Source organism: Pseudomonas edaphica (assembly GCF_965277385.1).
GTDB classification, from domain to species: domain Bacteria; phylum Pseudomonadota; class Gammaproteobacteria; order Pseudomonadales; family Pseudomonadaceae; genus Aquipseudomonas; species Aquipseudomonas edaphica.
Map to the genome: position 1 here is coordinate 4,946,791 of NZ_OZ255725.1, position 23,594 is coordinate 4,970,384.

General features: G+C 50.4%; 23 protein-coding genes and 1 pseudogene. 6 read left to right on the top strand and 18 right to left on the bottom strand.

Annotated features, from left to right (window positions below; translation table 11 throughout):
• Positions 1-166: 166 nt before the first annotated feature.
• Entirely contained in the window at positions 167-400 is a 234-nt protein-coding gene (locus ACQY47_RS22635; RefSeq protein ID WP_428552037.1) for a hypothetical protein, read from the top strand.
• 55 nt (positions 401-455) lie between these two features.
• Here the strand turns inward: ACQY47_RS22635 and ACQY47_RS22640 are convergent, their stop codons facing one another.
• Positions 456-1,313 carry a LysR family transcriptional regulator gene (locus tag ACQY47_RS22640; RefSeq protein WP_428552040.1) on the bottom strand — a complete coding sequence of 286 codons (858 nt, stop codon included), beginning with the start codon at positions 1,311-1,313 and terminating at the stop codon, positions 456-458.
• Positions 1,314-1,781: 468 nt separating this feature from the next.
• Here ACQY47_RS22640 and ACQY47_RS22645 point away from each other — a divergent pair, with 468 nt between their 5' ends.
• Positions 1,782-2,951 carry an MFS transporter gene (locus tag ACQY47_RS22645; RefSeq protein ID WP_428552043.1) on the top strand — a complete coding sequence of 390 codons (1,170 nt, stop codon included), beginning with the start codon at positions 1,782-1,784 and terminating at the stop codon, positions 2,949-2,951.
• Between the two features lie 124 nt (positions 2,952-3,075).
• Positions 3,076-3,555, top strand: coding sequence for an aminoacyl-tRNA deacylase (locus ACQY47_RS22650; protein WP_428552046.1), 480 nt, complete (start codon positions 3,076-3,078; stop codon positions 3,553-3,555).
• Positions 3,556-3,774: 219 nt separating this feature from the next.
• Here the strand turns inward: ACQY47_RS22650 and ACQY47_RS22655 are convergent.
• Both ACQY47_RS22655 and ACQY47_RS22660 read right to left on the bottom strand, forming a co-directional pair.
• Positions 3,775-4,249: pseudogene (locus ACQY47_RS22655) on the bottom strand (hypothetical protein).
• Positions 4,246-4,455: a hypothetical protein gene (locus ACQY47_RS22660; RefSeq protein WP_428552049.1), complete on the bottom strand. Its 210-nt coding sequence runs from the start codon at positions 4,453-4,455 to the stop codon at positions 4,246-4,248. The pseudogene ACQY47_RS22655 and the gene ACQY47_RS22660 overlap by 4 nt, the downstream one beginning before the upstream one ends.
• 185 nt (positions 4,456-4,640) lie before the next feature.
• Here ACQY47_RS22660 and ACQY47_RS22665 point away from each other — a divergent pair, with 185 nt between their 5' ends.
• Positions 4,641-4,889 carry a CsbD family protein gene (locus ACQY47_RS22665; protein WP_082340961.1) on the top strand — a complete coding sequence of 83 codons (249 nt, stop codon included), beginning with the start codon at positions 4,641-4,643 and terminating at the stop codon, positions 4,887-4,889.
• 304 nt (positions 4,890-5,193) lie between these two features.
• Here ACQY47_RS22665 and ACQY47_RS22670 read toward each other — a convergent pair whose 3' ends face one another.
• The 12 genes from ACQY47_RS22670 to ACQY47_RS22725 all read right to left on the bottom strand — a co-directional run bounded on the left by ACQY47_RS22670 (position 5,194) and on the right by ACQY47_RS22725 (position 18,568).
• Complete coding sequence (locus ACQY47_RS22670) at positions 5,194-5,466, bottom strand: DUF7693 family protein (RefSeq protein ID WP_428552052.1); 273 nt, start codon at positions 5,464-5,466, stop codon at positions 5,194-5,196.
• A gap of 198 nt (positions 5,467-5,664) precedes the next feature.
• A complete protein-coding gene (locus ACQY47_RS22675; protein ID WP_428552055.1) occupies positions 5,665-6,330 on the bottom strand; it encodes a histidine phosphatase family protein in 666 nt (221 codons plus the stop codon).
• Between the two features lie 161 nt (positions 6,331-6,491).
• On the bottom strand, positions 6,492-6,896 hold the full coding sequence (locus ACQY47_RS22680) for a helix-turn-helix domain-containing protein (RefSeq protein ID WP_428552058.1): 405 nt from the start codon (positions 6,894-6,896) through the stop codon (positions 6,492-6,494).
• 73 nt (positions 6,897-6,969) lie between these two features.
• Positions 6,970-8,067, bottom strand: coding sequence for an ImmA/IrrE family metallo-endopeptidase (locus ACQY47_RS22685; RefSeq protein WP_428552061.1), 1,098 nt, complete (start codon positions 8,065-8,067; stop codon positions 6,970-6,972).
• Positions 8,067-8,681 (bottom strand): hypothetical protein, encoded by a 615-nt coding sequence (locus ACQY47_RS22690; RefSeq protein ID WP_428552064.1) that lies wholly within the window; start codon positions 8,679-8,681, stop codon positions 8,067-8,069. Before ACQY47_RS22690 ends, ACQY47_RS22685 begins: the two co-directional genes overlap by 1 nt.
• Positions 8,682-8,911: 230 nt before the next feature.
• On the bottom strand, positions 8,912-9,529 hold the full coding sequence (locus tag ACQY47_RS22695; protein ID WP_428552067.1) for an exonuclease domain-containing protein: 618 nt from the start codon (positions 9,527-9,529) through the stop codon (positions 8,912-8,914).
• A gap of 444 nt (positions 9,530-9,973) precedes the next feature.
• Complete coding sequence (locus ACQY47_RS22700) at positions 9,974-10,492, bottom strand: hypothetical protein (protein ID WP_428552069.1); 519 nt, start codon at positions 10,490-10,492, stop codon at positions 9,974-9,976.
• 726 nt (positions 10,493-11,218) lie between these two features.
• Entirely contained in the window at positions 11,219-11,587 is a 369-nt protein-coding gene (locus ACQY47_RS22705; RefSeq protein ID WP_428552072.1) for an ATP-dependent nuclease, read from the bottom strand.
• Between the two features lie 593 nt (positions 11,588-12,180).
• Positions 12,181-13,608: a tyrosine-type recombinase/integrase gene (locus ACQY47_RS22710; protein ID WP_428552075.1), complete on the bottom strand. Its 1,428-nt coding sequence runs from the start codon at positions 13,606-13,608 to the stop codon at positions 12,181-12,183.
• A complete protein-coding gene (locus ACQY47_RS22715) occupies positions 13,586-14,206 on the bottom strand; it encodes a hypothetical protein (protein WP_428552078.1) in 621 nt (206 codons plus the stop codon). The genes ACQY47_RS22710 and ACQY47_RS22715 overlap by 23 nt, the downstream gene beginning before the upstream one ends.
• The gene (locus tag ACQY47_RS22720) at positions 14,203-16,287 is read right to left on the bottom strand and encodes an integrase (RefSeq protein ID WP_428552081.1); all 2,085 of its coding nucleotides are present in this window, start codon (positions 16,285-16,287) and stop codon (positions 14,203-14,205) included. Before ACQY47_RS22720 ends, ACQY47_RS22715 begins: the two co-directional genes overlap by 4 nt.
• Entirely contained in the window at positions 16,265-18,568 is a 2,304-nt protein-coding gene (locus ACQY47_RS22725) for a hypothetical protein (RefSeq protein WP_428552084.1), read from the bottom strand. Before ACQY47_RS22725 ends, ACQY47_RS22720 begins: the two co-directional genes overlap by 23 nt.
• Positions 18,569-18,635: 67 nt before the next feature.
• Here ACQY47_RS22725 and ACQY47_RS22730 point away from each other — a divergent pair, with 67 nt between their 5' ends.
• Positions 18,636-18,944, top strand: coding sequence for a 50S ribosome-binding protein YggL (locus ACQY47_RS22730; RefSeq protein ID WP_428552087.1), 309 nt, complete (start codon positions 18,636-18,638; stop codon positions 18,942-18,944).
• Between the two features lie 36 nt (positions 18,945-18,980).
• Here ACQY47_RS22730 and ACQY47_RS22735 read toward each other — a convergent pair whose 3' ends face one another.
• A complete protein-coding gene (locus ACQY47_RS22735; protein ID WP_017134777.1) occupies positions 18,981-20,171 on the bottom strand; it encodes a benzoate/H(+) symporter BenE family transporter in 1,191 nt (396 codons plus the stop codon).
• 215 nt (positions 20,172-20,386) lie between these two features.
• Here ACQY47_RS22735 and ACQY47_RS22740 point away from each other — a divergent pair, with 215 nt between their 5' ends.
• Complete coding sequence (locus ACQY47_RS22740; protein WP_017134778.1) at positions 20,387-21,151, top strand: GntR family transcriptional regulator; 765 nt, start codon at positions 20,387-20,389, stop codon at positions 21,149-21,151.
• Between the two features lie 170 nt (positions 21,152-21,321).
• Here ACQY47_RS22740 and guaD read toward each other — a convergent pair whose 3' ends face one another.
• Positions 21,322-22,626: a guanine deaminase gene (gene guaD, locus ACQY47_RS22745; protein WP_428552091.1), complete on the bottom strand. Its 1,305-nt coding sequence runs from the start codon at positions 22,624-22,626 to the stop codon at positions 21,322-21,324.
• 15 nt (positions 22,627-22,641) lie between these two features.
• The gene (gene xdhC / locus ACQY47_RS22750; protein ID WP_056861550.1) at positions 22,642-23,481 is read right to left on the bottom strand and encodes a xanthine dehydrogenase accessory protein XdhC; all 840 of its coding nucleotides are present in this window, start codon (positions 23,479-23,481) and stop codon (positions 22,642-22,644) included.
• Positions 23,482-23,594 lie beyond the last annotated feature (113 nt).

Consider the following 23,594-nt stretch of genomic DNA (forward strand, 5'->3'; position numbering starts at 1 on the left):
GCGTCATTTGCTGCTTGCTTTTCCTGTGTCACTCCTTCGACGCTCAGAGCTCAATACCAGCCTATGATCAGAGGGGCCTGGTCATTTGGATGTACTGCGAACTTTAGTATGGAAAATTTCTGGAAAAATGAGGGATCAGGCGTGACTGCAAAAAAATGGTGATCTCATGAGCTGTCTGATTTGTGCAGGCTCCGCTGACCGCATTAAATGTGATGGCCCTTGGGAGGAAAGAAATTGCCCTACCTGTGGTCGCTATCGAATTTCAGATGCGCTTGTGTTGACCCTTATGGAGCAGGGGCAGATTTTCGATGTGAGCAAAACAAGGACTTGGCTGGCCCGCAAGCGCAAAGAAATACCCATTCCTACAATTGAGATCCACGAGGCGCTGCTGGTGAAGTGAAGATGTTCTTCCCACCTAACGGTGCATCTCTCAGCATCGAATATTCCCTTAGCAATCATAGGCCTACACCCTTCACCGTGTCGGTAAGAAAGTCCATCACAGCTCTGATAGGTACTGAGCGTTTCAAATCGTGGTGAACCACTAACCAGACGTCTCTTGAAAAGGGGGCTCCGTCATACTCTATGCGCTTCAATCCTGGTTGAGCATCGCCGAGAAATCTCGGTAATCCAGCGATCCCAGCACCAGAGCATGCAGCCACCAATTGACTACTAACATCGCTTAGCTCACATCCAATTCGACGCTCGCCAGCAATCTGCATTAGCCACTGCTGTTGCGGCAGATCCACAAATTGTGCGTCGTACGCGATGAATGCCCACCTTTCTGGATTATCAAAGAATGTGTAGCTGGGGCTGGCATACAAGGCATATGGAATGTGGCCAATCTTGCGCACAACATTATTGGGTTCTTCTGGGCGGGTCAGGCGTAATGCCACGTCAGCTTCGCGTCGGCTCAACGATACCTGCTGAGGCTGTGCAGACATCGAAAGTGTGATTTCTGGATATTTGGCCCTGAATTCAGACAAGCGATGGGCGAGTAAATGGGTCACCAATACAGGGGGCGCACTTACCGTGACCTTCCCGCTCAGGGGAGTCTGTTCGGCTCGTACCATTCGTTCGATGCCGAAGGCGGATGCCTCCATAGCAGTGGCCAAGTCGAAGACCTGGGCCCCCGAAGCCGTAAGGGTGCAAGATCGTGGCAATCTTTCTACAAGCTTCGTCTGCAACTCATTTTCCAGCGCAGCTATTCGACGGCTGACTGTCGCATGGTCAACTGCAAGGGCACGAGCCGCACCCGACAAGGTGCCTGCGCGACCTAGCGCTATAAAATGGCGAAGGCTTTCCCAATCAAACATCTGTGCAAATTCTCCAGGTGGGCCTGCATTTCTGAGAGTTTACACCCAGACTTCAGCCACGCAATATAGCCTCCGAGTTCAGAGCCAAGGGCTGAGCGCGATGAAGGCAGCGTCAACCCACCCGGCCATCATCCAGCTTCATGGCATATCGTCGTGGGTTCACGGAGCTCAATGAGCAGGCCTTCAGGAGTTCTTTAGAAATGACTAGAACTTACTGGTTTCAGTATTAGTAAAGCTAAAGCTCAAAGAGATGCAATGTGATTAAGTTGTTGTATTGCTCTTATTTAATCACTTGACAATACAGCTCATTGATAATGAAAGTTGTCTTGGTGTAGCTGTTTTGCCGAAGCACCAAAAACCACTTTTATTAATTCTACGAAATAAAGCGGGCGAAAAACCTACCTATCGACATTAGTTGGGCAGTGGGTTTTTGCCTTAAAGAACCATGTTCATTAAAAGGTGGGCGCTATGCCACTTGCACTATTGATATTAACGTTGAGCGCATTTGCGATTGGTACGACTGAATTTGTTATTCTGGGGTTGTTGCCGGATGTAGCACGTAGCCTGTCGGTGGACATTCCAACCGCAGGATGGTTAGTCACCGGCTATGCCTTAGGTGTTGCCATAGGCGGGCCAATCATGGCTCTGCTTACAGCCTCATTGAAACGCAAACATGCGCTAATCCTATTAATGATTATCTTCATTTTTGGCAACGTGTTTTGCGCAATTGCGGCTAACTATAATTACCTCATGATCGCACGCGTGGTAACGGCGCTATGCCAAGCCTCGTTCTTTGGGATCGGTGCCGTTGTCGCATCCAGCCTCGTACCTGAAACAAAGAAGGGGCAGGCTGTCGCAATGATGTTTGCTGGACTGACTCTCGCCAACGTGTTGGGTGTACCGCTGGGTACTGCATTGGGTCAGTATACGAGTTGGCGCGTCCCGTTCTGGGCTATTGCGATACTGGGTTCAGTAACCCTTCTTGGCCTTTGGCGCATATTGCCTTCTGGTAAAGACGAAGAAAAAGTAGACTTTATCAGTGAAGTAAAAGCGCTGAAAAACGCTGGTATATGGATCGCCCTCCTGACTACTGTTGTATTCGATGCGTCGATGTTCGCAATGTTTACCTATGTCGCTCCAATGCTCGAGGATGTGACGAAAATTTCGGCGCAAAATATCACCATGAGCCTGCTGTTGATCGGTGTAGGTTTGACCCTTGGAAATTACATCGGGGGACGTTTGGCTGACTGGAAGCGAGGTACTGCACTCACAGGTATTGCGCTGTCGCTTGCCTTGGTCAGCGCTGCTGTATCGCTGACGATGCCATCGGTACTTCTCGTCGAAATCAATCTGTTCCTTTGGGCGGTGGTTGCGTTTGCCTCAATACCAGGTCTTCAGCTCAACGTGATGAGTTTTGGCAATGAGGCTCCCAATTTGGTCGCAACACTGAATATCGGCGCTTTCAACATCGGTAATGCGATAGGTGCGTGGATTGGAGGAGTTGTAATTGCTGGCGGCTATGGCCTGCAGGCTATTCCATTGGTAGCTGCGGCGATTGCTATTTTGGCTGCCGTGGTCGTGCTGATATCCCAACGATATTCCCAAAGACAGCGGCTCTCCGCTTTTGCTGCCGCTTGATCTAAAATCTTTTGGTCGCAGTCTAAACGGTTTATTAATTATTGATTTTTAATTCTAAATTAACTGCTTCTCGCACCAGCAAGTTTATTGCTGGTGCGAGTCTTTAGTTTGGAGGTTGTTTGCTATGGATAAGAAGTCTGGAAAGACAAATGCAATACGGCAGATCGAGTCAAAAAAGCTGCAATATCAATATTATTCGTTCAAGGAGACGGTAAAAAACGCTCAGGAAATGGCAGTATTGCTTAATGAGCCCGCCAGCAAGGTGTTTAAGACGCTGGTCACAGTCAGTAATACGAAAAATCACTATGTGTTTATGGTGCCAGGTGATGCAGAGCTTGACTTGAAGAAGGCGGCCTTAGCCATTGGAGAAAAGTCAGTCACTATGATTCCTTCGAAGGATCTGCTTCCACTCACGGGATATATTCATGGTGGTTGTTCACCTATAGGAATGAAGAAGGAATTCAGGACTGTTATTGATTCCTCGTCACAAATCTTTACAGAAATATATTTTTCAGCCGGGCGCCCGGGCTGCCAAGTTCAAATGAAAACCACAGATTTGATTAGTGAGTTTGGCGTGGCTCAAGCTGATATTGCGAAAGGTTAAACAGTCTGTCGATAGCTCTAGCTTTTGAGAATCAATTCAATTTGCGATTTATAGAGTGTATGTTGATTCTGATATCCGGTATGTGGGGCTGATACGGTTTTATGTCACAGCTATCGACTTACGAAAAGGCAGCGCCAGATTTAAGTGCGTTAAACCCTTAACGCTGCACGGGCAGTCGCTAGTTAAATAGTAGGTATGGATATAAGCGCCACTATAGCGTCACGGTAAAGTTAGCCAGGCTTCAAATTTTTGCAGTCTGCACATCGAGAGAGGCTTTGGCTTTCCAGAGTCTAGAATATCGAGCCGGCGTTGTTTTTCGGCTTGAAATAAACCAGTCAGCTAACTTGATATTACCGTGCCTGGACTCACTCTAAGCCCATTTCAGCACCATGTCCGCTGCAGCTCTGTGATGATCCGCAATGAAGATACAAGCGCCCTCCATCGGCCATCCCCGCTCAGCCATCTGGGCGCTAACGTCAAGGATCCCGGAGCCCCCGAAGGAATCAGAGGTATCCGGATAGTAAATCCCTGCAAGAGAAACTTTCGCCATGCCCGTCTCCCGGTCGAAATACGACAGAAAATGCCACCCACCGGTAACGCTTCAAGCGTGCGGAACGTTGATCGCAGCCTTGCCAGTGATGTAGTGCGTGCGGGAAACGCGTTTGAGATCAAAATCGAAAAGCGGCTGGGTCATGGGAGCTTGCTGAGACGCGCCAAGCCCTGTTTTATGTGGCCCGCGTTCTCGCCGATTGTCTCCAGAGCACCACGTACGTTATTTCCTACATCCGCATGTCCGTGGGCTTCGACGTGGAGCGTCAGTTCCATCAGGGCAGCCTCCAGAGCGAGCTGGTTTTGATACATTCTTTCCAGCACATCCGACAGCGAGTATTCCTTTGGCATTGATGTGATCTCCTTCAGGGACGCTCAGCATAGCGCAGGATAAGAAATGGCTAGGTGCCTCGCGGACATCCAGAGGCTCATCAACTTTGAACTTATCATTACGTCCGTCCCCCTAACTCTGTGCAGGTTGCCTCAGGCCCAGGTTTTTCTGGGTTACTCAATTACATACGAAGGTTTGGTGAATCATGAAGAGCGAACAGGTAGAAGGCGTCGTAGAAAAGGTTGCCGGCAAAGCGCAGAGCGCAGTCGGTAAACTGTTTGGTGATTCGAAGCTGGAAGCTGAAGGTGCCGGGCGCCAAGCTGCTGGTCAGTTGACGCAAACCTATGGCGATGCACTAGACAGCGTATCTACGTTCGTAAAAGAAAAACCAGTTGCTGCAATCGCGATTGGTGCAGTAGCGCTGCTGGTTTTAGACCGTCTCTTTCGCCGCTGAGTAAGGAAAAAGGACGTTTTGACAGGGGCGCTCCCTTTTACGTTTATCGCCTCCGCCCCTAGAACTGTCCATCAGTGGGCTGCGGGGGCGAGGGCAGGTATGCACAACTCACTTCCATCCAAGCACCGCGTCTGAATTAAGACGAGATTGTTGGGCCACTTAGCTCGTGGAAAGGTGGCATGGGGGCCAGTAGCAAGCGGAGCGCGCAGGCGGGAGGATGGTAGCCCCGAGGGCCAAGACTCGGCAACGGCGAGGCTTGGTTCACGACAGCCGTCCTCGCAGAGGCCCGCTCGACACTGGCTCCCTAGAGCGCCTTCACGAGACGCTCAAGCGTCTGATGCTCGCATGTGCTGAGCAACGCAATGGGATCTGTTCCAAATCTATCCCCTGCGTCAAACGACCATCGCCGTCCTTCCGGACTTTCGCATTCTTCGCAGTAGTCGAGCGTGTCACAGTCGTTGTAGATCGATATCCGCCAACCCTCAACGCTCACCACGAAATGGCCCGCATAAATCTCATCCCAAGACGCCTGAATCACCTTGGTCATCGTCCGTCGCTCGAAGGTGACCTCACGCAATACTTAGCATATCTCTCTCGCTGAGAGCAGGGTATTTTCGTCGACGTCACGAACCCCGGTTGGTGGCGCAGTTTCACTGGTCGCATGCATTAGTTGTTCGGCGTACACAGCAGAATTATCATCAGGCAGTCGATAGCCCGGAGCTGGAAGAGCCTGGACACGCTCTTCGATTGGCAGACACTCTGGATCGCGAGTCACCTAGTAGGTTCTGCCTGGGACGCGCTGATCTACGTCTATTCGAGACTCCGCTGAACTTAGTGTCCAATCCGCATCCTCTGGATGCTTCGATAGCGTGTACCCAGAACAATTGGGCACGTGGTTCGTGAGCTCATACTCCCGCCATTCAGCCATAGCTTGACCATCAATTTTCTGTGGCTTGCACTCAATCAGCCAAGCCACCGCATTGGTGAATTGCCCATGTGAGAACACGGCGATGTCATGAGCAGGATGCTCTGCAAGTCGATCCAGGAAAGACTGAGCTCGAGATATAAATTCTAGGAAAGACTCGGCGCCTTCACCATCCCTGAACGCTGGGTCTTCCTTGGCCCAATATGCCCTGACCCAGTCTCGTCTCTGAGCAACGGTCGTGTTGGCACACCGTGCGGGCTCAAGGTAAGTAAATTCGTGAATGGGCCAGGTTTCAAACGGAGTAGCGGGGAAGACTGCAACGGTCGCCATTGCCGTTGCGTGCGCACGGACGAAAGGAGAGGCAACGATCAGAGTCGGAGCCTGGGCGAATGACCCGGACATCAGGTGTGCTTGCTCAACACCCTTTGCCGTGAGGGGGATGCTCGCGTGATCCAGGCTGGCTTCGCCGGCGTTAGCCGCACTTTCCCCGTGTCGGATTAACCTGACATGCTTCATCGAATACTCTCACAGACTGGTAGACAGGTAGCTGCTCCAGCGGTCATCTGATCGAGGTTAGGCGAGCAGTCATGCTGCTGAATGTGCCAGAGCAGGCGGTCAGCGGCGATAAACCGATGGGCTAACAGAAGATGTTACGTTATTGCAGTGAGCAGCAACATTTATTCAGTGAAGCAAAATTCGACCTGCTGGGACTTCGTTACTGAGCGGGGATTTGAGGGCCTAGCAGGGGAGCGTGGTACCAGCAACTCATCCCCCGACGTAATGGCTAGGTTGCTGAGAACGCCCTCATGATTTAGCTTCTCCAGCTCTTCTTGCGTACGTCGCAGCAAAGCGTTGACTGACTCCCCCGACTCGGTGCAGAGAGTGATCGCCACAAGAGTAAGTGGATTCACACTGAGTGGGCCGCTGAGAGCGGTAATCATCTCTAGTGTGGGGCTCGACTGGGCTCGCTCCAATTTGGATACATAGGTACGACTGCTAACTTCGGCCAGATTTCTCTGAGTCAATCCCTTGCCGGCCCGCATCGCTTTAAGCACAGCAGCAAATGCATTTTTAAGCGACATAAACGCGTTCCTGATTGAGCCAGTTCCTTTGAGCGCGGATGCGTTGGTTCAACACGATGATGACCATCACTGATCACACAAGCGATAAAGGGGAGGTTGGGACTCTCAGCAAATATCGCTCCACCACGGTTCTGGACTCAAGCCCGGCTGTATGGAGTATCTTTCTCCAGGACATGTAGTCCAGCAGATCTATCGCACGTTGTACGAGCGCAGGCATTTCCATTGGTATCTCACCATCCAGATCTTCGTGTTTGGTGAATCCGTTTCGATTTAGGTAGGTAAAACCGGATTTCGCTTGTTCTTGAGTAATCAGATTCAACGTCTGGGCCCGGTAAATTAGAGCTTTGAAGCTTACCTTCCAGCGAAGCTTGAGCTCACCGAGAGCTTGCCAATTTAGGTACTTGCCACGCATGGTGGGAAACTCTCCGGCAAAGCTGGAGCGAGGCATCAATAGGGCACTCGCGAATTGGTTTGCTTGACTCTCAGTGTCGTGGCAGCCCGTCTCTATGCCTTGATGCATTACGAGGTGACCAAGCTCATGAGCAAGGTCAAAGCGCTGGCGGCATGGATTCATTTTTGCCGTATTGCGCACGATGAGGGGGCGCTTGTTATACAGAGAGAACGCATCCACCCGATCATCCGCATCTGCAATGCTTACGACGAGTACACCGATCTTTTCAGCCAGCTTGGTCATGCTGGAAATTGGCCCTAATCCAAGCGATTGATCTCTTCGAAAACGTTCGGCTACTTGTTCAATTACATCCACGCTTGCCAGTGGTTCCTCGAACATTTTGAAGCTCACCGGTGGAAAGGCAATTTCCTTGTCTAGCTCGTCAATCAGCAGCTCGAACAATTCGACCTGTGCGGCAATAGACTTTTTGACCGTCTGAGTAGAGGCTCGAACGCTTCGAAAATGGCACTGCTCAAGCTCCACAGAGCTTCGCCTGGCGGTGAAGAAAAACTCTCTACTCACGCCCAGTACAGCACTCAGCGTTGTCAGTTGAGTGGGGGAGGGAATGGCGTTTACCTCCAGCTTATGAGCGTACTGGCGAGTAACTCCTAATAGCTCCCCTATCTCGGCAAGCGAACGGCCCGCAGCACAACGCGCAAGGCGAAGTTTGTCGGGTGAAAACTCTTCGCCGAAGGAGAGCTGTTTGGTTCTTTCGTCCATTAAGTCAAATCAACATCTGTAGTGGTTTCAGTTTCAGCATCTGTGTTACGACGCACAGGTTGCGGATCTTCAAACTCAACGGCGTCTGGCAGATGGGCAGATTTGACCGGAGTTCGCGCTTTGTACTCATGTGACCAATGGCAAATGACGTTTCGGTTGATATCGAAGCCAACCACAGTGGCCGTGAGCTTTGGCGATTCGAAATTGTGATCGTTATCTACGAACAAGCGCCAGGTCACGATCTCTTCGGGATTCGCTTCGAATAGGCTCATCTGCATAAGCTCGACATCGTTGGCCAGAAGGCGATACGACTTCTTCGGCGCATCTGGATCGTCCATCACTACCTGGAACAGCACATCGTTGATGCTGATCGTATAGTCCATGGTGCTATTGCGTAGGGTCAGCCAAGGTAGGGAAGGATCACGACTCAGGTTCTTAAACAAACCGTGGACTCGCCCATAGAGCAACGTGCCACGTGTCCAAGCCGTGTCGTTTTCAGTCGACGCATCCGCCAGCGCCCCATAGGCGACCGACACGACTTCCTGGCAAATCTTCTCGAGAAATTTTGGATGAAGTTTCGGTGCAAAAAAACTGGGGTGTTGGGTTTCAGACATTCGATACTCTCCAAAAACTATGCAAAATACGATTAGTGTCAACCGTGATTTTTGTGCATAAATGGAACTTTGTCAACCCAGATTGCGAGCGTAGTGCAGGAATGGCTTATACCAACTGCTGTTAGCTTCCATGCATTCGAAAAACTGAAGCCTGCGCGATCGCAAGCGAAACCTACGGTGTGACGTAAATGGGGAGGTCGATCCTTCGGGCCAATGGCCCGGCTCATCAATTAGCTAAGCATTTCCTTCACGATGGAAGCCACATTCCTAGCGTCGTCGATCCCTCGATGATAGGTACCCTGCCAAACCAAACCCAACGACTCCACTGTTTGCTTTAGTGATTTCGGTCGATTGTCATGCAAATCTGCATGCCATTTCCTGGCATTGAAATGGGGCAGGCCTTCGAGTAGGGAAGGGCAGGCAGCAAAGCCGGCGTCTCGCTCAAGCTGCCTTGCATCATAGTCACCCCACGACGCCCAAGCTGCATTTGGATATCGCGCAACAAATGCTGCTAACTCATGGCCAACCTCCACATAGGTTTCCGCGCCGTCCACATCCACTTGCTCAATGGATGTGAGCTGCTTGCAGAAATCGGTGAGGATAGGATTGATCTGCGGTCGAACGAAGCGTTGGAATTCATCGACGATCTCAAGCGTTTCCATATCCACCACAACAAGACCAACTTCAATCGTTTCCATCTGGGCGGAGACGACTGCTAACTGCCTTGGTGATTCCGACTCACCGACCTCATCACAGGTTGCCTCAAGGTCTACGCAATAGACGTAGCGGTATGGAGCGAGGAGGTTTTGGATTGCTTGGAGGTGAAGGAACTTTGCTTGGATGCTCATGCCATGGGAGACCTTGCTTGGAGCTTGTTGAGATTAACCGCGCCATATATGTCGCCTGAATCACTTACTAACCACGACGAATCGCCTAGAGCAAGGGGCACGACATACCCACAACCATTAGGGACGTGATTATCGATCTCGTACCTGCGCCACTCGATCATCGCTTGGGCATCAACCTGGAGTGGCTTGCGCTCGATGAGCCAAGAGTCCCTGATTCTCACAGCGTCCAGTGTTCCTTTGGAGTGTTCTAAATACATTTGTCTGGGACGTCGTTTATAATCGACTCAAGAGTCGCAAGTCGATGCTGGGTGCTGGCGGCCGTGCCTGGACTTGCAGGCTCTGCATCTTGTTGAAGACTCGGTGGTGCTTCTCTCCGGTGGGCTAGACAGCTTGATTGGTGCCATCGATCTGGCCGAACAGGGACGAGTGAGAAAAACGAATAGGTTAGAGTGGTTGCTGGAGATTCTCCTTCAGTTTGTACTCAAATCGATCACCATAAATAGATTTTACTGTCAGGGTGAAATCTAGATTTTCAGTAAATGCTTTTCTCATCCTGTAAGCGGTAATTGAACAAATTTTTGGTGCTCCTTTACTTATCTCAATCAGCGCCATCTCTTCGCCAGCTTTGAATGAATCATTTGGCCGAGGCCCGCGTATTGTAAGGCAGTTTGCGTCCAATCCTAGAGCGATCATTGCCGTGCCGAGCTTCCATGGGGCACCGCTTGGAATGGCTCGTCCGTCAACACTCACTTCAAAGTTTTCAACAAAGGCCGGCCCCATCCCGTTATTTATGATGTAGAGCCCTTCTTGATCTTCCTTTCCGTCATTGCTGTAGTAGGCATTTATGCGAGGTTCCAGAGAAACATGGTTATGCGTGCGCTGTATGACACCTTGCCAGATTGAAAATCCAAAGGCGAACAGGGCTATAGAAACGGTGGCTATGTTGGCAGTGCGCTGCTTCATGTGGGGAGATCATCACTCAAGAGTCGGAATCTATAGATCGGCAGGGGGGGTGAGCTCTTGAATCGCAAAGATCAGGGTTCGTCGCAATCGCTGGGCCATAAGTGGGGGCCCGTCGTCCCTTCGGGCCTTGTGCCCGCCTATGACTGGCGAACCAAACAGCCTGCTATTTTCCGACTTTGATAAGCGCAAGATTATTGAGAATTATGGCAGGGCGATAATTATGGCTAGCCCATAATTTAAATAATTCACAGACGTTTGCTTGAGCGTGTGTCACCTCGCGCTGTTATTCGAGGGACTGCGTGCGTAGCCAGGCGCTTACTTTTTCCTGCTTATTCAGAATTCATCGACGATCTCAAGCATTTCCAAGTCGATGACCACCAGGATAATTTCGATCGTTTCCATCTGATCGAGAACGAATGTAAAAGGCTTTAGGAAGGGCTTCAGACTTCTGCACTGCAGACGATAAAGCTTGACCATCATTTTCTTGAGCGGATTTATGTCTATTCGTTGGCAGTGCCAATTGTTATGGGAAGAACTGCGTGACTGCGTTATCTGCTGCGCTCGTTTTTTCGGAAGCTTTGTATCGAAACCAGGCACTCTAGGATTGCTCTCGCTGGTTGCTACAGCTGGCTCTACGGTTGCAGCTTTCTACACCTGGGAGGCGGCACTCACGGCAAACAAGGTATCCTCGGCATCGCAAGCATTTGCCCAGAAGATCTACAACGATCAAATAGCCTTGGGCCATCCCTCGGTTTCAGTTTTGTCGGGAGAGACGGCTGTGGCTGAGGTAAGGCAAGTTTCGTATTCACAGACTGAAGAAAAGAAATATGCAGCTAAGTCTGCAAACTTGGCAACGATCGTGATTTGGGTCGCCTGCGGCCCTTCGGCAGGAATATGGAAATCTTCGGGCTGCAGACGTACGTATTCTCCGTCACGCGTTTGGAGGACGAACCGCAGGGCATCGATCACCGATGATTTACCCGCGTCGTTCTCCCCCACTAATGCAGTCACGCCTTTGTTGAATTCAATGAAAAGATGGTTCGGCTCCGCGCCAAACTTACGGAAATTCTGAACCTTGAGTGCTGACAAATACATTCATGTGCTCCTCTCACAGAGGCCTGCGGCGTATTAGGCGGATCAGCCAATAGTACTCGAAACCGTCCAAGCATCTTGCTCGCTGGCCAGATTCAGGTGGGCTCTTAAAAATCCCTTGCTGTATCTATTATCCGAGAGATCCCCGCAGATCGCTTAGGAGTAATGGGCCATTAGTCCAGGGGGGATCGCTTGTTCGGGCACTTGGGCCCGGCTCATACAGTCACCCAAGCATTTCCTTAACGATGGACGCCACATTCCTCGCGTCGTCTATCCCTCGGTGATAGGTACCATGGCAGGCCAAGCCCATGGCCCCTACAGTTTGCTTAAGTCCTTTCGGCTGATTGTCATATAGACCTTTATGCCATTTCCTCACGTTGAAATGCTGCAGACCGGAGAGCAGGGAAGGGCACGCTGCAAATCCAGCATCACGTTCAAGCTGTCTCGCATCATGACACCCAGGCTGCATTTGGCTAACGTGCAGCGAACGTTCGTAGCTCGTCGCCACCTCTTTATAGGTTAGGGAGCCGCCAACGTCGGCTTGTTGAATTGATGTCAGCTTTATGCAGAAAACGTTAACGGTGAGGCTGGCCTCATCATCCATCCTTCGATAGCTGCGCTTTCTCTAAAGATAGATCTCTAGCCTTGGTCAAGCTATCCTCCTCTTCAATATACTGATCAACAGTAATAACTCTTTCGGCTAGTCGTCTGATTAAATGCTTCCTGCGTCGTTCATATTCCATATATACTTGTTGGCTGCGCGCATTTTTTATAATTTGGCTGAATTTTGATACCTGTTTAAATGCTGCATCAACATAACCTAAGAATGATTCCAGATCTGAATGGCCGCTCAGTTTTTTTGCCCTTTCTGCAATCATTTTGTTGGTCATCAGTGTCTGGCGAAACGAATCTGGGCTAGTTGCTTGCACTTCGGAAATTAAGTAGGCTGCAATGTGTGTACAAAACGCGTGGCGGAACATATGTCCGCAGGCTTGTTCTTCGATTCCCGCGAAGCGTCGAATGTCTGAAAATTCACTGGTGAGCGTATCGTTGGCCAACTGGTGGCCACCTCTTTCTGCTATAAATAAGTAACCATGATCAGAAGGTAGTTTTTCTATAATGGTAATTCTGTGTATTCGTATAAATTTAACCATCTGCTCAATTAGCATCGGACTAATTGGTATCATGCGAGTTTCAATAACTCCATTTTTTAATGTTTTAATTCTTAGCTCAGGAATGTCTGCCGACAAGGCAGTCATTATATTGTCAATAGTCAAGTTATTGATCTCGCTTCGTCTGCCTCCTGTTTCTTCATATATAGATATCATGAGTTGACGGCGTTCCCTGATGAACGCTGAGGTTGGCATCTGATCAACAGCATCCCTTAATCTTTCAATATTTGCCTCGGTGATTGGTTTTCTAGTTTTTGCGGCGCTAGGGACTCTAAAAGAACCATGATGTACTGAAGAACGCCTGAAGGCTCTGCCGTTTCGATATTGGACAGTGTCGATTATTTGTATTTCTATTGTTCCGTCGATACCTACAAAATTATCTTGTTGATGCAGTCGACCCACATAACTTAAAAAGTGTATGCACCGTCTGCCAATACTAGAGAGCGTTCTTTCTGTCCTTTTTCTGTCACCGGTTTTTAAGTTAATTTCTGAGCGGAGCCCATCCATAAACTGATAGAAGTCTTCGTTTGAAAGATGGATGAAGTTTAGTTTGTTGTAATAACAAAATCTAATTAAATGGCTTATTTTTGTCGCGTACTCGCCAAACGAACCGCCCTTGGTTCCAAAACGCGATGGGCCATCACCTTTCCGTCCAGGGCGCTTACGTAATTCAAGGACATACAAGTTAGCGATTAGGCATGGCGTTCGATCTGGCCATTCCATGAACGGCATGTTGTGACCACTTAATGTTGTGAGTTTTTCCTCGGAGTAAAACTCGTATAGTTTTAAGTCGGGAATCAAAGTATAAAGTTTGTGGTGGGAAGGGTAGTTAGTTGTTCTTTTGTTCATCATTGCTCACCACCAGTTGAAGATGTTTCCGGCTGTTGATTAGTGATACGTCATCAAACGGTGTTGGGTTCAAGCTTAGGATTTTCACCGTCCTGCTTATGGCCTTTTGAATTCTATTTTGTCTTAATCCAGTATTTGGCGTTCGTTCAATGGTATTGAAGTCTTTAATGTTATTTGCTAGGGCCTGTAGTAAAACCATATTGACTCTATGGAGGCTATGAATTTCTGCCTCAAGCTCTAAATTGTAAGTGTCTAAGCCTGCTTTGGTGCGTGAACTAGATTTCCTTGGTGCAGTGTTGTAGTTTGATATCGAGTTTTTGGCCTGCAGTCTAAGCTTGTTTAAGTGGGGAAAGTTTTTTATTGGGTTGTTTTCGTCAAGAGTTTTTTTTAGAGTGTTCAGGCTCATAGGCTTAATGTGATATTCCAGGTTGTCCACTGAAAACCTAAATTCTAATGAGCAAAGGCTTCCTTGGCTTTTCAGTGCGTCTTTTATTTTTTCATTGGTGATGTAAGTGCTTGGCGAGTTTAGAATATCTCTCAAAAGTATGAAGGTGGCTGTTATCGAATTGTTAATGATGTTTTTATTAGTGTCTTTTTTCATGATGACTTACTCAAAATGAATAGTACTCGCATGGATTTTCCAGTTTCAGTTTTAAAGAATTCGGGTTGGATGCGCGCATAACCTTCCTTTAGCATTGAGTCGAGATAGCGCTCAATCTGATTCTCGTCCACCAAGTGTACTTTTGTAGTGCCAAATTTAGTTTGCAGCAAATGCTGAAGATCTTTGTAATTTTCAAGTCGGTCAGACTTTGCCAAGTCTGCGAAGTATTTTGCGCCTGCCCCTGCAATCTCGCCAGGGCTGAGGCACTCTGTTAGATAGTGCCAAACGTGCTCTACATCTCGCTGGCCAAGCATCCAACGTAGCGTATCCAATTCACCAAAGCTATTCGTGTAGAAAAACATGATGGCAAAAAAACGTCGTAATTGATGTTGTCGAACATAATATCTTTCTCCATTCTCATTCAGGCCGGATTCGAAATAATCGCATAAAAAGTCAAGACTTCGGTTGTACAAATGATGATTGGGTTCCATGAGTTCCATTTTACCCAGCAATGAAGGAACGGCAAAAACCGTAGTGAGATTCTCTATAAAACCAGAGTCTCTGAGTTCAACTTGGAAGTTACATAGAGTTTCGATCATTTCTGACCCGATTTCATCGATAGGTCTTTCCTCAACTTGTCTTGCCCCAAGTGCTCCACGTGAAGATTTTTCTAAACCAAATCTTAACCATGATTTTGTAGCATCTAAGCAGCCTTCAATTTTTAACGGGATCAGCTCGTCTACACGGCGAGCCATTAGTGTACCTACGGTAAATTTGATCACGCCAAAGTAGACTAAAACTAGCTCAAGCAAACCTTCATTGCGCCGAAATTCATAAAAATATTTTTCTCTATCGCTGCTTCGTTTTTTTCGGGCTCCGGTCATTTCCCCGTAGCATGAAAGTCCTATTCGTTTCACGCCCATTTGCTTTAGTGTGGAGTTTAGCAATTTTGATAATTTATGTTCTGATAATGTTGACATTTTCAGGTTGTGTAAGGCGCAATGTCGCGCTACTGTACTAAAACCTTCTAGAATCGCCTGCCCATAGTCGAAATAAAATTCCAATCCTTTGCGAAATAGATCGAATAGGACATCAGCAGGAACGCTCCTAAACCTGGCGGATGTATTAACGTCGGCCCTATATTCAGAAATTTCCAACGTGTCTTCCGGGTCGGGTGCTGGTAATCCAGTAGTGGATACCGCATGGATACTCGCCAAAACGCTCCTGTAAACTACATAGGTGGTTTCCAGCAAGCGATTATCTTCACCTGTAGTTACTTTCGCCCGGGGAAACTCTCGGTCATAATTAGCATCGCCGGGGAAGAAATTCAAAAACTTAAGTTTTGATTTTGGTGTTTGCTTGCCGCGCAAACTGTGTTGATATATCTGAGAAGACATTTTTGTAGAGCTCACCTTGTATCCGGCAGTGGCATTGCCATAATAAAACCCAGAATACTTGAGTGCTGCCCTCAATTTTGGTATATCGTTTGGAAGAATGTCGAGTTCAATCTCTTCGATCTGCTGATCGCTCACATGAAGTATTGCTGGCCACTTTTCGTATATTATTTTAGCTTTCGATTCGTCAAAATTTTCTAAAAGAGTTCTGCAAAAAATTGTGGCATTTTCTCGCCAATTATATACCGACTCTTCGGCGCTTGGATGCGAGGCAAGTGCAGTGAGGATTGATTTGAAATTATCTTGGTCTAATCCAGCAAGACCGAATTCGAGTAGCTTCAAAGGCTCCGCACGAATCAGAATGTAATCGATGACCCTACAAGTGCTTACAAATCTCATTTTTCTGGAAAGATTGGCCAGTGTCGTAAATTGCCCATTAATCCCATCCGCTCCGATAATTAAGAAATGCCGAAGTGATGCAAGCAACTCACTATGTGCCGGATTAGTCAGCAGGTCACCGTTTGGAAGTTGAACGCGCCAGTCCAACTCGACAGGGTTTTTGTGGCCAAATTGAATTTTCCAAATCGTTTCGCCGAACTCATTTAGAAGCCAGTCGGATTTTGTGTAAGGGAGCGCTTCGATATGATCGAAGCCGTCCATGAACTCATACCCAGTGAGTTGGGGCATAAATAAGTGCTTCCATTCGACGAGGATTAACTAGTTTAAGGGCTTTCTGAAGATGTGATTTTAAGGTGCGATCATATCCGCTGTTGATTTCTGATTTGAGCTTTTCAGCGACATTTGACCAGTAAACAGCAATGCCGCATATATTCTCGCGTTGCTTTGATTCACTCACGGCTGCCTCAAGTGAAAGCAGCGCCGCAAGAAAAGGTATACTGACGGATAGGATTGCTTCTGATCTTTCATGTCCTGCTTTAGAGTTTTTTCGGGAAGGGTTACTCGCCTCTTCCGGTATACTCTTGATTCGATGCTTTTCGAGAAATGAATGCAAATCTTCTATTTTCGTAAATCTAGTTGCACGCAGTAAATATCTGCTGTCCTTCATAGCTTCACAAATCAACGATTTCTGAAAAATACGAATCCATCGTGCCTTGATAAACGCTAGAATTGCTTCTGGAAGGTAATGACTTAGTAGTGCGGGATCATAGCTTTCGTGGCCAAGTGCTTCTGCCATAGCTTCTGCACTTCTAGTTTCGATGTAGATTTGTACAGCTCGGGAGTCTCTGATTCGTGTAAGCTTGACCCTTTTAATCAGATCTAAAAGTTGAGGCTCTGGAATTGAGCAGTGTCGTGAAAACTCCGCAATTAAGCGCGGCTTCAGATCAGAGTTGTTTTTGAAAGTGCTATCATTCCAAGGTCTAACTTTAGCTCTGTTAATCGGTGCGAATCCATTGCCTGATGAAAGCAATAGATAGCAATGATTGTTGTTTTTCTTGTGTTTTAATTTTCTACGCAATACGTCTGTTATGTCTACGATTTGCTGTACTATCTTTTTTGAGTGCTCTGTAAGATAGATAATTTGCTCTCGGCATTCTGGGTCTTTTCTGTCTTTGAAACCTGTTAGTGTATTATTGTCTGGAATAAATCCAGTTGAAATATCATCTTCGTTGACGATTCGATGCTCAGAGAGAAATTCAGTGGTTATAATTGGATGTTCTAGTACCAACAAACATTGATGCGCGAATAAATCGCCAGGCATTGGAAATCCAAATTCTTTCGCTAATTTTATTGTATCGCACTCTTCACCTGTAAGGTGTGTGTAGACTTTTCGTAAAAACTCATTGGGTACGGTCGATTTGCTACACTCGAGGGTCGCACACAAGTCGGCAAGCGTATATCGTTTGTATGCAAACCGCCCCTTCACATTAGTAATGGGCTTGCCCTGTTTTGCAAGTTTGATTCTTAGGCTGTAGCGGTCATATAAATCTGCAGCCTGAGTTGTTGCCCAGTTTCGAACTATTGTTACATCACAATTTATTTGATGAAACAAAAGCTCCATGGCTTCAGTATCTGTTACTGATAGGGGGATCTGAGTTAAAAGTTTTTCTTGAACAAGTAACCCTTGTGCATTTTTTTTGGTCTTTGTCGCATCTCCACGCTTGCTTGGTAAGTTAGGGCGCTTGAAAGGTGACGATAATTTTGCCCATACCCCTTTGCGGCACATGCGAGTCTCAAAGTCATTTAAGAAGCGGCTCCAGCCTCTGACCTGCGATTGAGGATCCAACCCAGCATCCTTTGCTTCTTTGAAATGGTGGAGGGTAAAGCGTTGAATGAATGTCCGCAGGCCGTTTTCGCTGTAGAAAATGGATATTGGGCACTCCTTTGAATTTTTTGCTAGGTAATCGAGAAACTTGTTCCATAAAAACAAGTTTCTATGCGAGCTTTTTTTATACCTCATTTCAAGATTATGAAATATGATCTGGGCAAAGTCCGAGCCATGTGAATTGAAAATTTGTGCTATTCGCAGATGAGTATCGGGTTTCCCTTCTATCGTCCATCCTTTCCAGTAAGTTCGCTTAGACATTGCCGCTGTCCGAAGCGAGGTGTCTATCTTGTCGCAAGGTACAAAGAACTGCGCCTCCCACTGGACTTTATACGCACTCGGCACTTCGAATGCGATTTCATTGAACAAAATGATGAGCGTCCTGATGAACCGGATTTTAATTGTCGCTGTAGATTCCACTAGTTCTTCGCCACCCATCGCTGATGTATAGCCGTGCAAAATTTGAGCAATCAGGGGGCTTTGGATTACCTCGATCGTGATCTTCTGACCAGTCAAATCGCAGTAGCAATCCAATAGGCGAAGAGGAATATGCAATGCGCTTGCCGGTTGTTCGCCTCGGGTTTTTAGGCGCTCATACGCGCGTTCAAGGAGCGAATTGACGCCGGGTTCGATGGTAATCAGAGGGTGAAGACGGATGGCGTTGGTTTTTCTGACAATTGTCATTTGAGATCTTCCCTGAAATGTGGCTCTAGGGCCCGTAAAGTATGGATTTCATGGATGATGACAGAAAATGCTGTCCAGTCAAAACAGGGAGCTGGGTTTCGAACTGAACCTGGACTTCAAAGAAGACCTGAGTGAAGAAGCTACCGATGCTTTCCTCGAAGCATTCATCAAAGAAGCCATGGAAGCCAACGGTCTGGGCTATGTCGGCGGCGATGACTTCGGTCTGGTTTGCCTGCAGAAGCGTGGCTCGGTCAACGAAGAGCAACGCGTAGCTGTTGAAAGCTGGCTCAAAGGCCGCAGCGAGCTGAAAAGCGCTGAAGTCAGCCCACTGCTGGACGTGTGGTATCCGGAAAAGCCGATCAACGCGGCTAAGTGATACTAAAAAAACGGCGACCCTCGGGTCGCCGTTTTTTTATGCCTTGCGCCAATTCAGAATCAACAGCGTCAACACCCCCGCCACAATCCCCCAGAACGCCGAGCCGATGGAAAACAGCGTCAAGCCAGACGCGGTGACCATAAAGGTGATCAGCGCCGCTTCCCGCTCCTTGGGCTCATTCATGGCGATACTCAAACCATTGATGATCGAGCCAAACAACGCCAGGGCCGCAATCGACAGCACCAGTTCCTTGGGCAACGCTGCGAATAACGCCGCCAAGGTGGCGCCGAACACCCCGGCGATCCCGTAGAACACCCCGCACCAGACGGCCGCGGTGTAGCGCTTGTTGCGGTCTTCATGGGCATGTGGCCCGGTGCAGATGGCTGCACTGATAGCTGCCAGGTTGATGCCGTGGGAGCCAAAGGGCGCCAGCACCAGCGAGGCCAGCCCTGTTGCGGTGATCAACGGCGAGGCGGGTACGGTATAGCCGTCAGCGCGCAGCACGGCGACGCCGGGCATGTTTTGTGAGGTCATTGCCACCACAAACAACGGGATACCGATGCTGATGGTCGCCGCCAGCGAGAAGTGCGGCGTGGTCCACACCGGTGTGGCCACTTCCAGGTGGAAACCGCTGAAGTCCAGCAAACCCATCAGCCCTGACAACAGGGTGCCGATTACCAGCGCGGCCAGTACTGCATAACGCGGCGACAGGCGCTTGATGATCAGATAGGTGAAAAACATCCCCAGCACCAGGCCGGTGCGATGTTGCGCGGCGACAAAAATCTCGCTGCCGATCTTGAACAGAATCCCCGCCAGCAAGGCGGCCGCCAATGAGGCGGGGATGCGCTTGACCAGTTTTTCAAAGCTGCCGGTCAGCCCGCAGAGCGTGACCAGCACCGCGCAGGTGATATAGGCGCCGATGGCCTCGCCGTAACTTACACCGCCCAGGCTTGTGATCAGCAGCGCGGCGCCGGGCGTGGACCAGGCAATGGTGATCGGCGTGCGATAGCGCAACGACAGGCCGATGCTGCACACCGCCATGCCGATGGAGATCGCCCAGATCCACGAAGAAATCTGCGCCGTGGTCAAACCGGCTGCCTGGCCGGCCTGGAACATCAGCACCAGGGAACTGGTGTAGCCGGTCATCATGGCAATGAAGCCGGCGACGACGGCCGACGCAGAAGTGTCGGCCAATGGGCGCAAGGGCGCTTGAGTGGCGTCGGTCATGGCGAGGTGTTCCTTTTACCTGGGAAAAAGCGAATTCAAGCCTAAACTCAAACGTAACCACTCATTGCAATACAGCCGCCGCCGCAAATAGCCGTACAGTGTGTTGGCGCACTGGGTTGTGTACAATGTGCCCTGTTTTTAGGTGATACTTGCCAGCAACACGCTGTTGACGTATTACCGTTAATTCGCCGCCGTTCTCCAAACCCCGAGTGCCCATGAACGAACAGTTGCAACCTCTCAAGAAACAACCGCGAGCCGGCAAGGCTGGTCGCAGCGGAACCCAGGACGATATCGTCTATGCGCATATCTTCGAGGCGATCCTCGAACAACGCCTGGCGCCCGGTACCAAATTGAGTGAAGAAGCACTGGGCGAAATCTTCGGCGTCAGCCGCACCATCATCCGCCGCGCGCTCTCGCGCCTGGCCCATGAAGGTGTGGTGCTGCTGCGGCCCAATCGCGGTGCGGTGGTGGCAAGCCCGAGTGTAGAAGAGGCGCGCCAGGTATTTCTCGCCCGGCGGCTGGTGGAGCGGGCGATCACTGAGCTTGCGGTGCAGCACGCCACGGCCGAGCAATTGGCCGAACTGCGCCAGATGGTCAACGACGAGCGCGACAGCTTCTCACGGGGGGATCGCGGTGCCGGTATCCGTCTTTCCGGCGAATTCCACTTGAAGCTCGCCGAAGCGGCAAAGAATGCACCGCTGATCAGCTTCCAGCGCAGCCTGGTGTCGCAGACCTCGTTGATCATCGCCCAGTACGAAAGCGGCAACCGCTCGCACTGTTCCTACGATGAGCACACCCAACTGATCGATGCGATCGAAGCACGCGACGCGACGCTGGCAGTGAATTTGATGATGCACCACATGGATCACATCGACAGCAAGCTCAACCTCGACGAGGAAAGCGCGTCGGATGATTTGCACGCGGTGTTCTCGCATTTGCTGCAGACCAAGAAGCCAGGGCGTTCTTCAGTCAAACTGTGATGTTTCAGGTTCGCCTGGGACTAAAAATGTGGGAGCCGGGCTTGTGTGGGAGCTGGCTTGCCTGCGATCGCATCACCGCGGTGTAACTGATACACCTCGGTGCCTGCATCGCAGGCAAGCCAGCTCCCACACAAGCCAGCTCCCACATTTGTTTTGTGGTGTGGCTCAAATCAGCGTTGATGCACCAGATTGCCGGCCGCGTAGGTCTGTAGAATCGTCCGGTCATCCCCCAGCGTCATCAACACAAACAACGTCTCGGCAATGTTATTGGCCTGCTTCAAGCGATAGCTGAGCAGCGGCGTAGCGTTGTAGTCCAGCACCAAAAAGTCCGCATCCGTGCCCGGCTGCAACGTGCCGATCTTGTCTTCCAGGCGCAGTGCCCGCGCACCGCCCAAGGTGGCCAGGTACAGCGACTTGAACGGGCTCAAACGCGCGCCCTGCAGTTGCATGACCTTGTAGGCTTCGTTCAGGGTTTGCAGCAGCGAGAAGCTGGTGCCACCGCCCACGTCAGTGCCCAGGCCGACATTCAGCTTGTGCTTCTCGGCCATCGGCAAGTTGAACAAGCCACTGCCGAGGAAGAGGTTCGAGGTCGGGCAGAACGCCACCGCCGAACCCGTCTCCGCCAGCCGTGCGCACTCGTCATCACACAGGTGCACGCCGTGGGCAAACACCGAGCGCTCGCCCAGCAGCTTGTAATGGTCGTACACGTCCAGGTAGCCGTTGCGCTCCGGGAACAGCTCTTTTACCCACTCGACTTCCTGCTTGTTCTCGCTGATGTGCGTCTGCATGTACAGGTCCGGGTATTCGCCCAGCAGTTGCCCGGCCAGCGCCAGTTGCTCCGGGGTGCTGGTCGGCGCAAAACGTGGCGTGACGGCATAGTGCAAACGGCCCTTGCCGTGCCAGCGTTCGATCAGCGCCTTGCTTTCCTGATAGCCGGATTCGGCAGTGTCGGTGAGGTAGTCCGGCGCGTTGCGGTCCATCATCACCTTGCCGGCGATCATGCGCAGGTCGAGTTTCTCGGCGGCTTCAAAGAACGCGTTCACCGACTGCGGGTGCACACTGCCGAACACCAGTGCGGTGGTGGTGCCATTGCGCAGCAGTTCCTTGATAAAGATACCCGCGACTTCCTCGGCGTGGGCCTTGTCGGCGAACTGGTTTTCACACGGGAAGGTGTAGGTGTTGAGCCAATCCAGCAACTGCTCGCCATAGGCACCAACCATGCCGGTTTGCGGCAGGTGGATATGGGTGTCGATCAGCCCGGGCGTGATCAGCGCATCCTGATAATGGGTCACGTCGATGTCGGCGGGCAGGGTTGGCAGCAAATCGCTGGCGTGGCCCAGGGCGCTGATCTGGCCGTTATCGATCACCAGCAGGCCGTCTTCGAAATACTCATAAGAGGCTTCGATCCCCACTTCGGCGGGGTCGGCGATGCTGTGCAAAATGGCGGCGCGGTAGGCTTTGCGAGTCAAAGGCATGGTGATCTCAATGTGTTAGATAGCTTGGCTGCGACGCGAGGCCGGCAGCAGTTTGGCAATAGGTTCGGCGCTCGCACTGTGCTGGCCGAAATTCGCGTTATAGGTGGCGATGATTTCGCCGGCGATAGAGATGGCGATCTCCACCGGCAGTTTGCCCTTTACCTCGGTGAGGCCCATGGGGCAGCGCATGCGTTGCAGGTGCGCGGTGTCGAAGCCGCGATCACGCAGGCGGTGTTCGAACTTGACCCGCTTGGTCTTTGAACCGATCAGGCCGAAATAGGCAAAGTCATTGCGCTTGAGCAGCGCGGCGGTCAGTTCCAGGTCCAGCGCGTGGTTGTGGGTCATCACGATGCAGTAACTGCCCACCGGCAGGTCGGCAATTTCGTCGACCGGCTCTTCGCTGATGATTTTACGTACGCCCTGAGGGATGTGTTCTGGAAACTCCTGATCACGCGAATCAATCCAGCGCACCCGGCACGGCAGGCTCGCCAACAACGGCACCAGCGCGCGGCCGACATGGCCGGCGCCAAATACCGCGATCTGCGCCTGCACCTGGCCCATGGGTTCAAACAGCAACACCGTCACGCCGCCGCAGCACTGGCCCAGGCTGGCGCCGAGGCTGAAGCGCTCCAGATGGGTGTTCTGCTGGCCACGCACCAGCATGTCACGGGCGATCTGCATCGCCTTGTATTCCAGGTGCCCGCCGCCGATGGTGTCGAAGGTGTGCGCGGCGCTGATGACCATTTTTGAGCCGGCATTGCGCGGCGTGGAGCCGAGCTCTTCGATGATGGTCACCAGCACGCAGGGTTCACCCTGGTTCTGCAGGTCGGCGAGGGCGCTGATCCAGTTGTTCATAGTCACCTCTTGTGGTGTCTGTGAGGCCGCTATCGCGGGCAAGCCCGCTCCCACTTTTTTGAGTGTGAACACCGTCAAATGTGGGAGCTGGCTTGCCTGCGATGGCAGCACCT

Coding starts and splice junctions, on each gene's coding strand:
- ACQY47_RS22635 (WP_428552037.1), top strand. CDS start 167: ATGAGCTGTCTGATTTGTGCAGGCTCCGCTGACCGCATTAAATGTGAT.
- ACQY47_RS22640 (WP_428552040.1), bottom strand. CDS start 1,313: ATGTTTGATTGGGAAAGCCTTCGCCATTTTATAGCGCTAGGTCGCGCA.
- ACQY47_RS22645 (WP_428552043.1), top strand. CDS start 1,782: ATGCCACTTGCACTATTGATATTAACGTTGAGCGCATTTGCGATTGGT.
- ACQY47_RS22650 (WP_428552046.1), top strand. CDS start 3,076: ATGGATAAGAAGTCTGGAAAGACAAATGCAATACGGCAGATCGAGTCA.
- ACQY47_RS22660 (WP_428552049.1), bottom strand. CDS start 4,455: ATGCCAAAGGAATACTCGCTGTCGGATGTGCTGGAAAGAATGTATCAA.
- ACQY47_RS22665 (WP_082340961.1), top strand. CDS start 4,641: ATGAAGAGCGAACAGGTAGAAGGCGTCGTAGAAAAGGTTGCCGGCAAA.
- ACQY47_RS22675 (WP_428552055.1), bottom strand. CDS start 6,330: ATGAAGCATGTCAGGTTAATCCGACACGGGGAAAGTGCGGCTAACGCC.
- ACQY47_RS22680 (WP_428552058.1), bottom strand. CDS start 6,896: ATGTCGCTTAAAAATGCATTTGCTGCTGTGCTTAAAGCGATGCGGGCC.
- ACQY47_RS22685 (WP_428552061.1), bottom strand. CDS start 8,067: ATGGACGAAAGAACCAAACAGCTCTCCTTCGGCGAAGAGTTTTCACCC.
- ACQY47_RS22690 (WP_428552064.1), bottom strand. CDS start 8,681: ATGTCTGAAACCCAACACCCCAGTTTTTTTGCACCGAAACTTCATCCA.
- ACQY47_RS22695 (WP_428552067.1), bottom strand. CDS start 9,529: ATGAGCATCCAAGCAAAGTTCCTTCACCTCCAAGCAATCCAAAACCTC.
- ACQY47_RS22700 (WP_428552069.1), bottom strand. CDS start 10,492: ATGAAGCAGCGCACTGCCAACATAGCCACCGTTTCTATAGCCCTGTTC.
- ACQY47_RS22705 (WP_428552072.1), bottom strand. CDS start 11,587: ATGTATTTGTCAGCACTCAAGGTTCAGAATTTCCGTAAGTTTGGCGCG.
- ACQY47_RS22710 (WP_428552075.1), bottom strand. CDS start 13,608: ATGATGAACAAAAGAACAACTAACTACCCTTCCCACCACAAACTTTAT.
- ACQY47_RS22715 (WP_428552078.1), bottom strand. CDS start 14,206: ATGAAAAAAGACACTAATAAAAACATCATTAACAATTCGATAACAGCC.
- ACQY47_RS22720 (WP_428552081.1), bottom strand. CDS start 16,287: ATGCCCCAACTCACTGGGTATGAGTTCATGGACGGCTTCGATCATATC.
- ACQY47_RS22725 (WP_428552084.1), bottom strand. CDS start 18,568: ATGACAATTGTCAGAAAAACCAACGCCATCCGTCTTCACCCTCTGATT.
- ACQY47_RS22730 (WP_428552087.1), top strand. CDS start 18,636: ATGCTGTCCAGTCAAAACAGGGAGCTGGGTTTCGAACTGAACCTGGAC.
- ACQY47_RS22735 (WP_017134777.1), bottom strand. CDS start 20,171: ATGACCGACGCCACTCAAGCGCCCTTGCGCCCATTGGCCGACACTTCT.
- ACQY47_RS22740 (WP_017134778.1), top strand. CDS start 20,387: ATGAACGAACAGTTGCAACCTCTCAAGAAACAACCGCGAGCCGGCAAG.
- guaD (WP_428552091.1), bottom strand. CDS start 22,626: ATGCCTTTGACTCGCAAAGCCTACCGCGCCGCCATTTTGCACAGCATC.
- xdhC (WP_056861550.1), bottom strand. CDS start 23,481: ATGAACAACTGGATCAGCGCCCTCGCCGACCTGCAGAACCAGGGTGAA.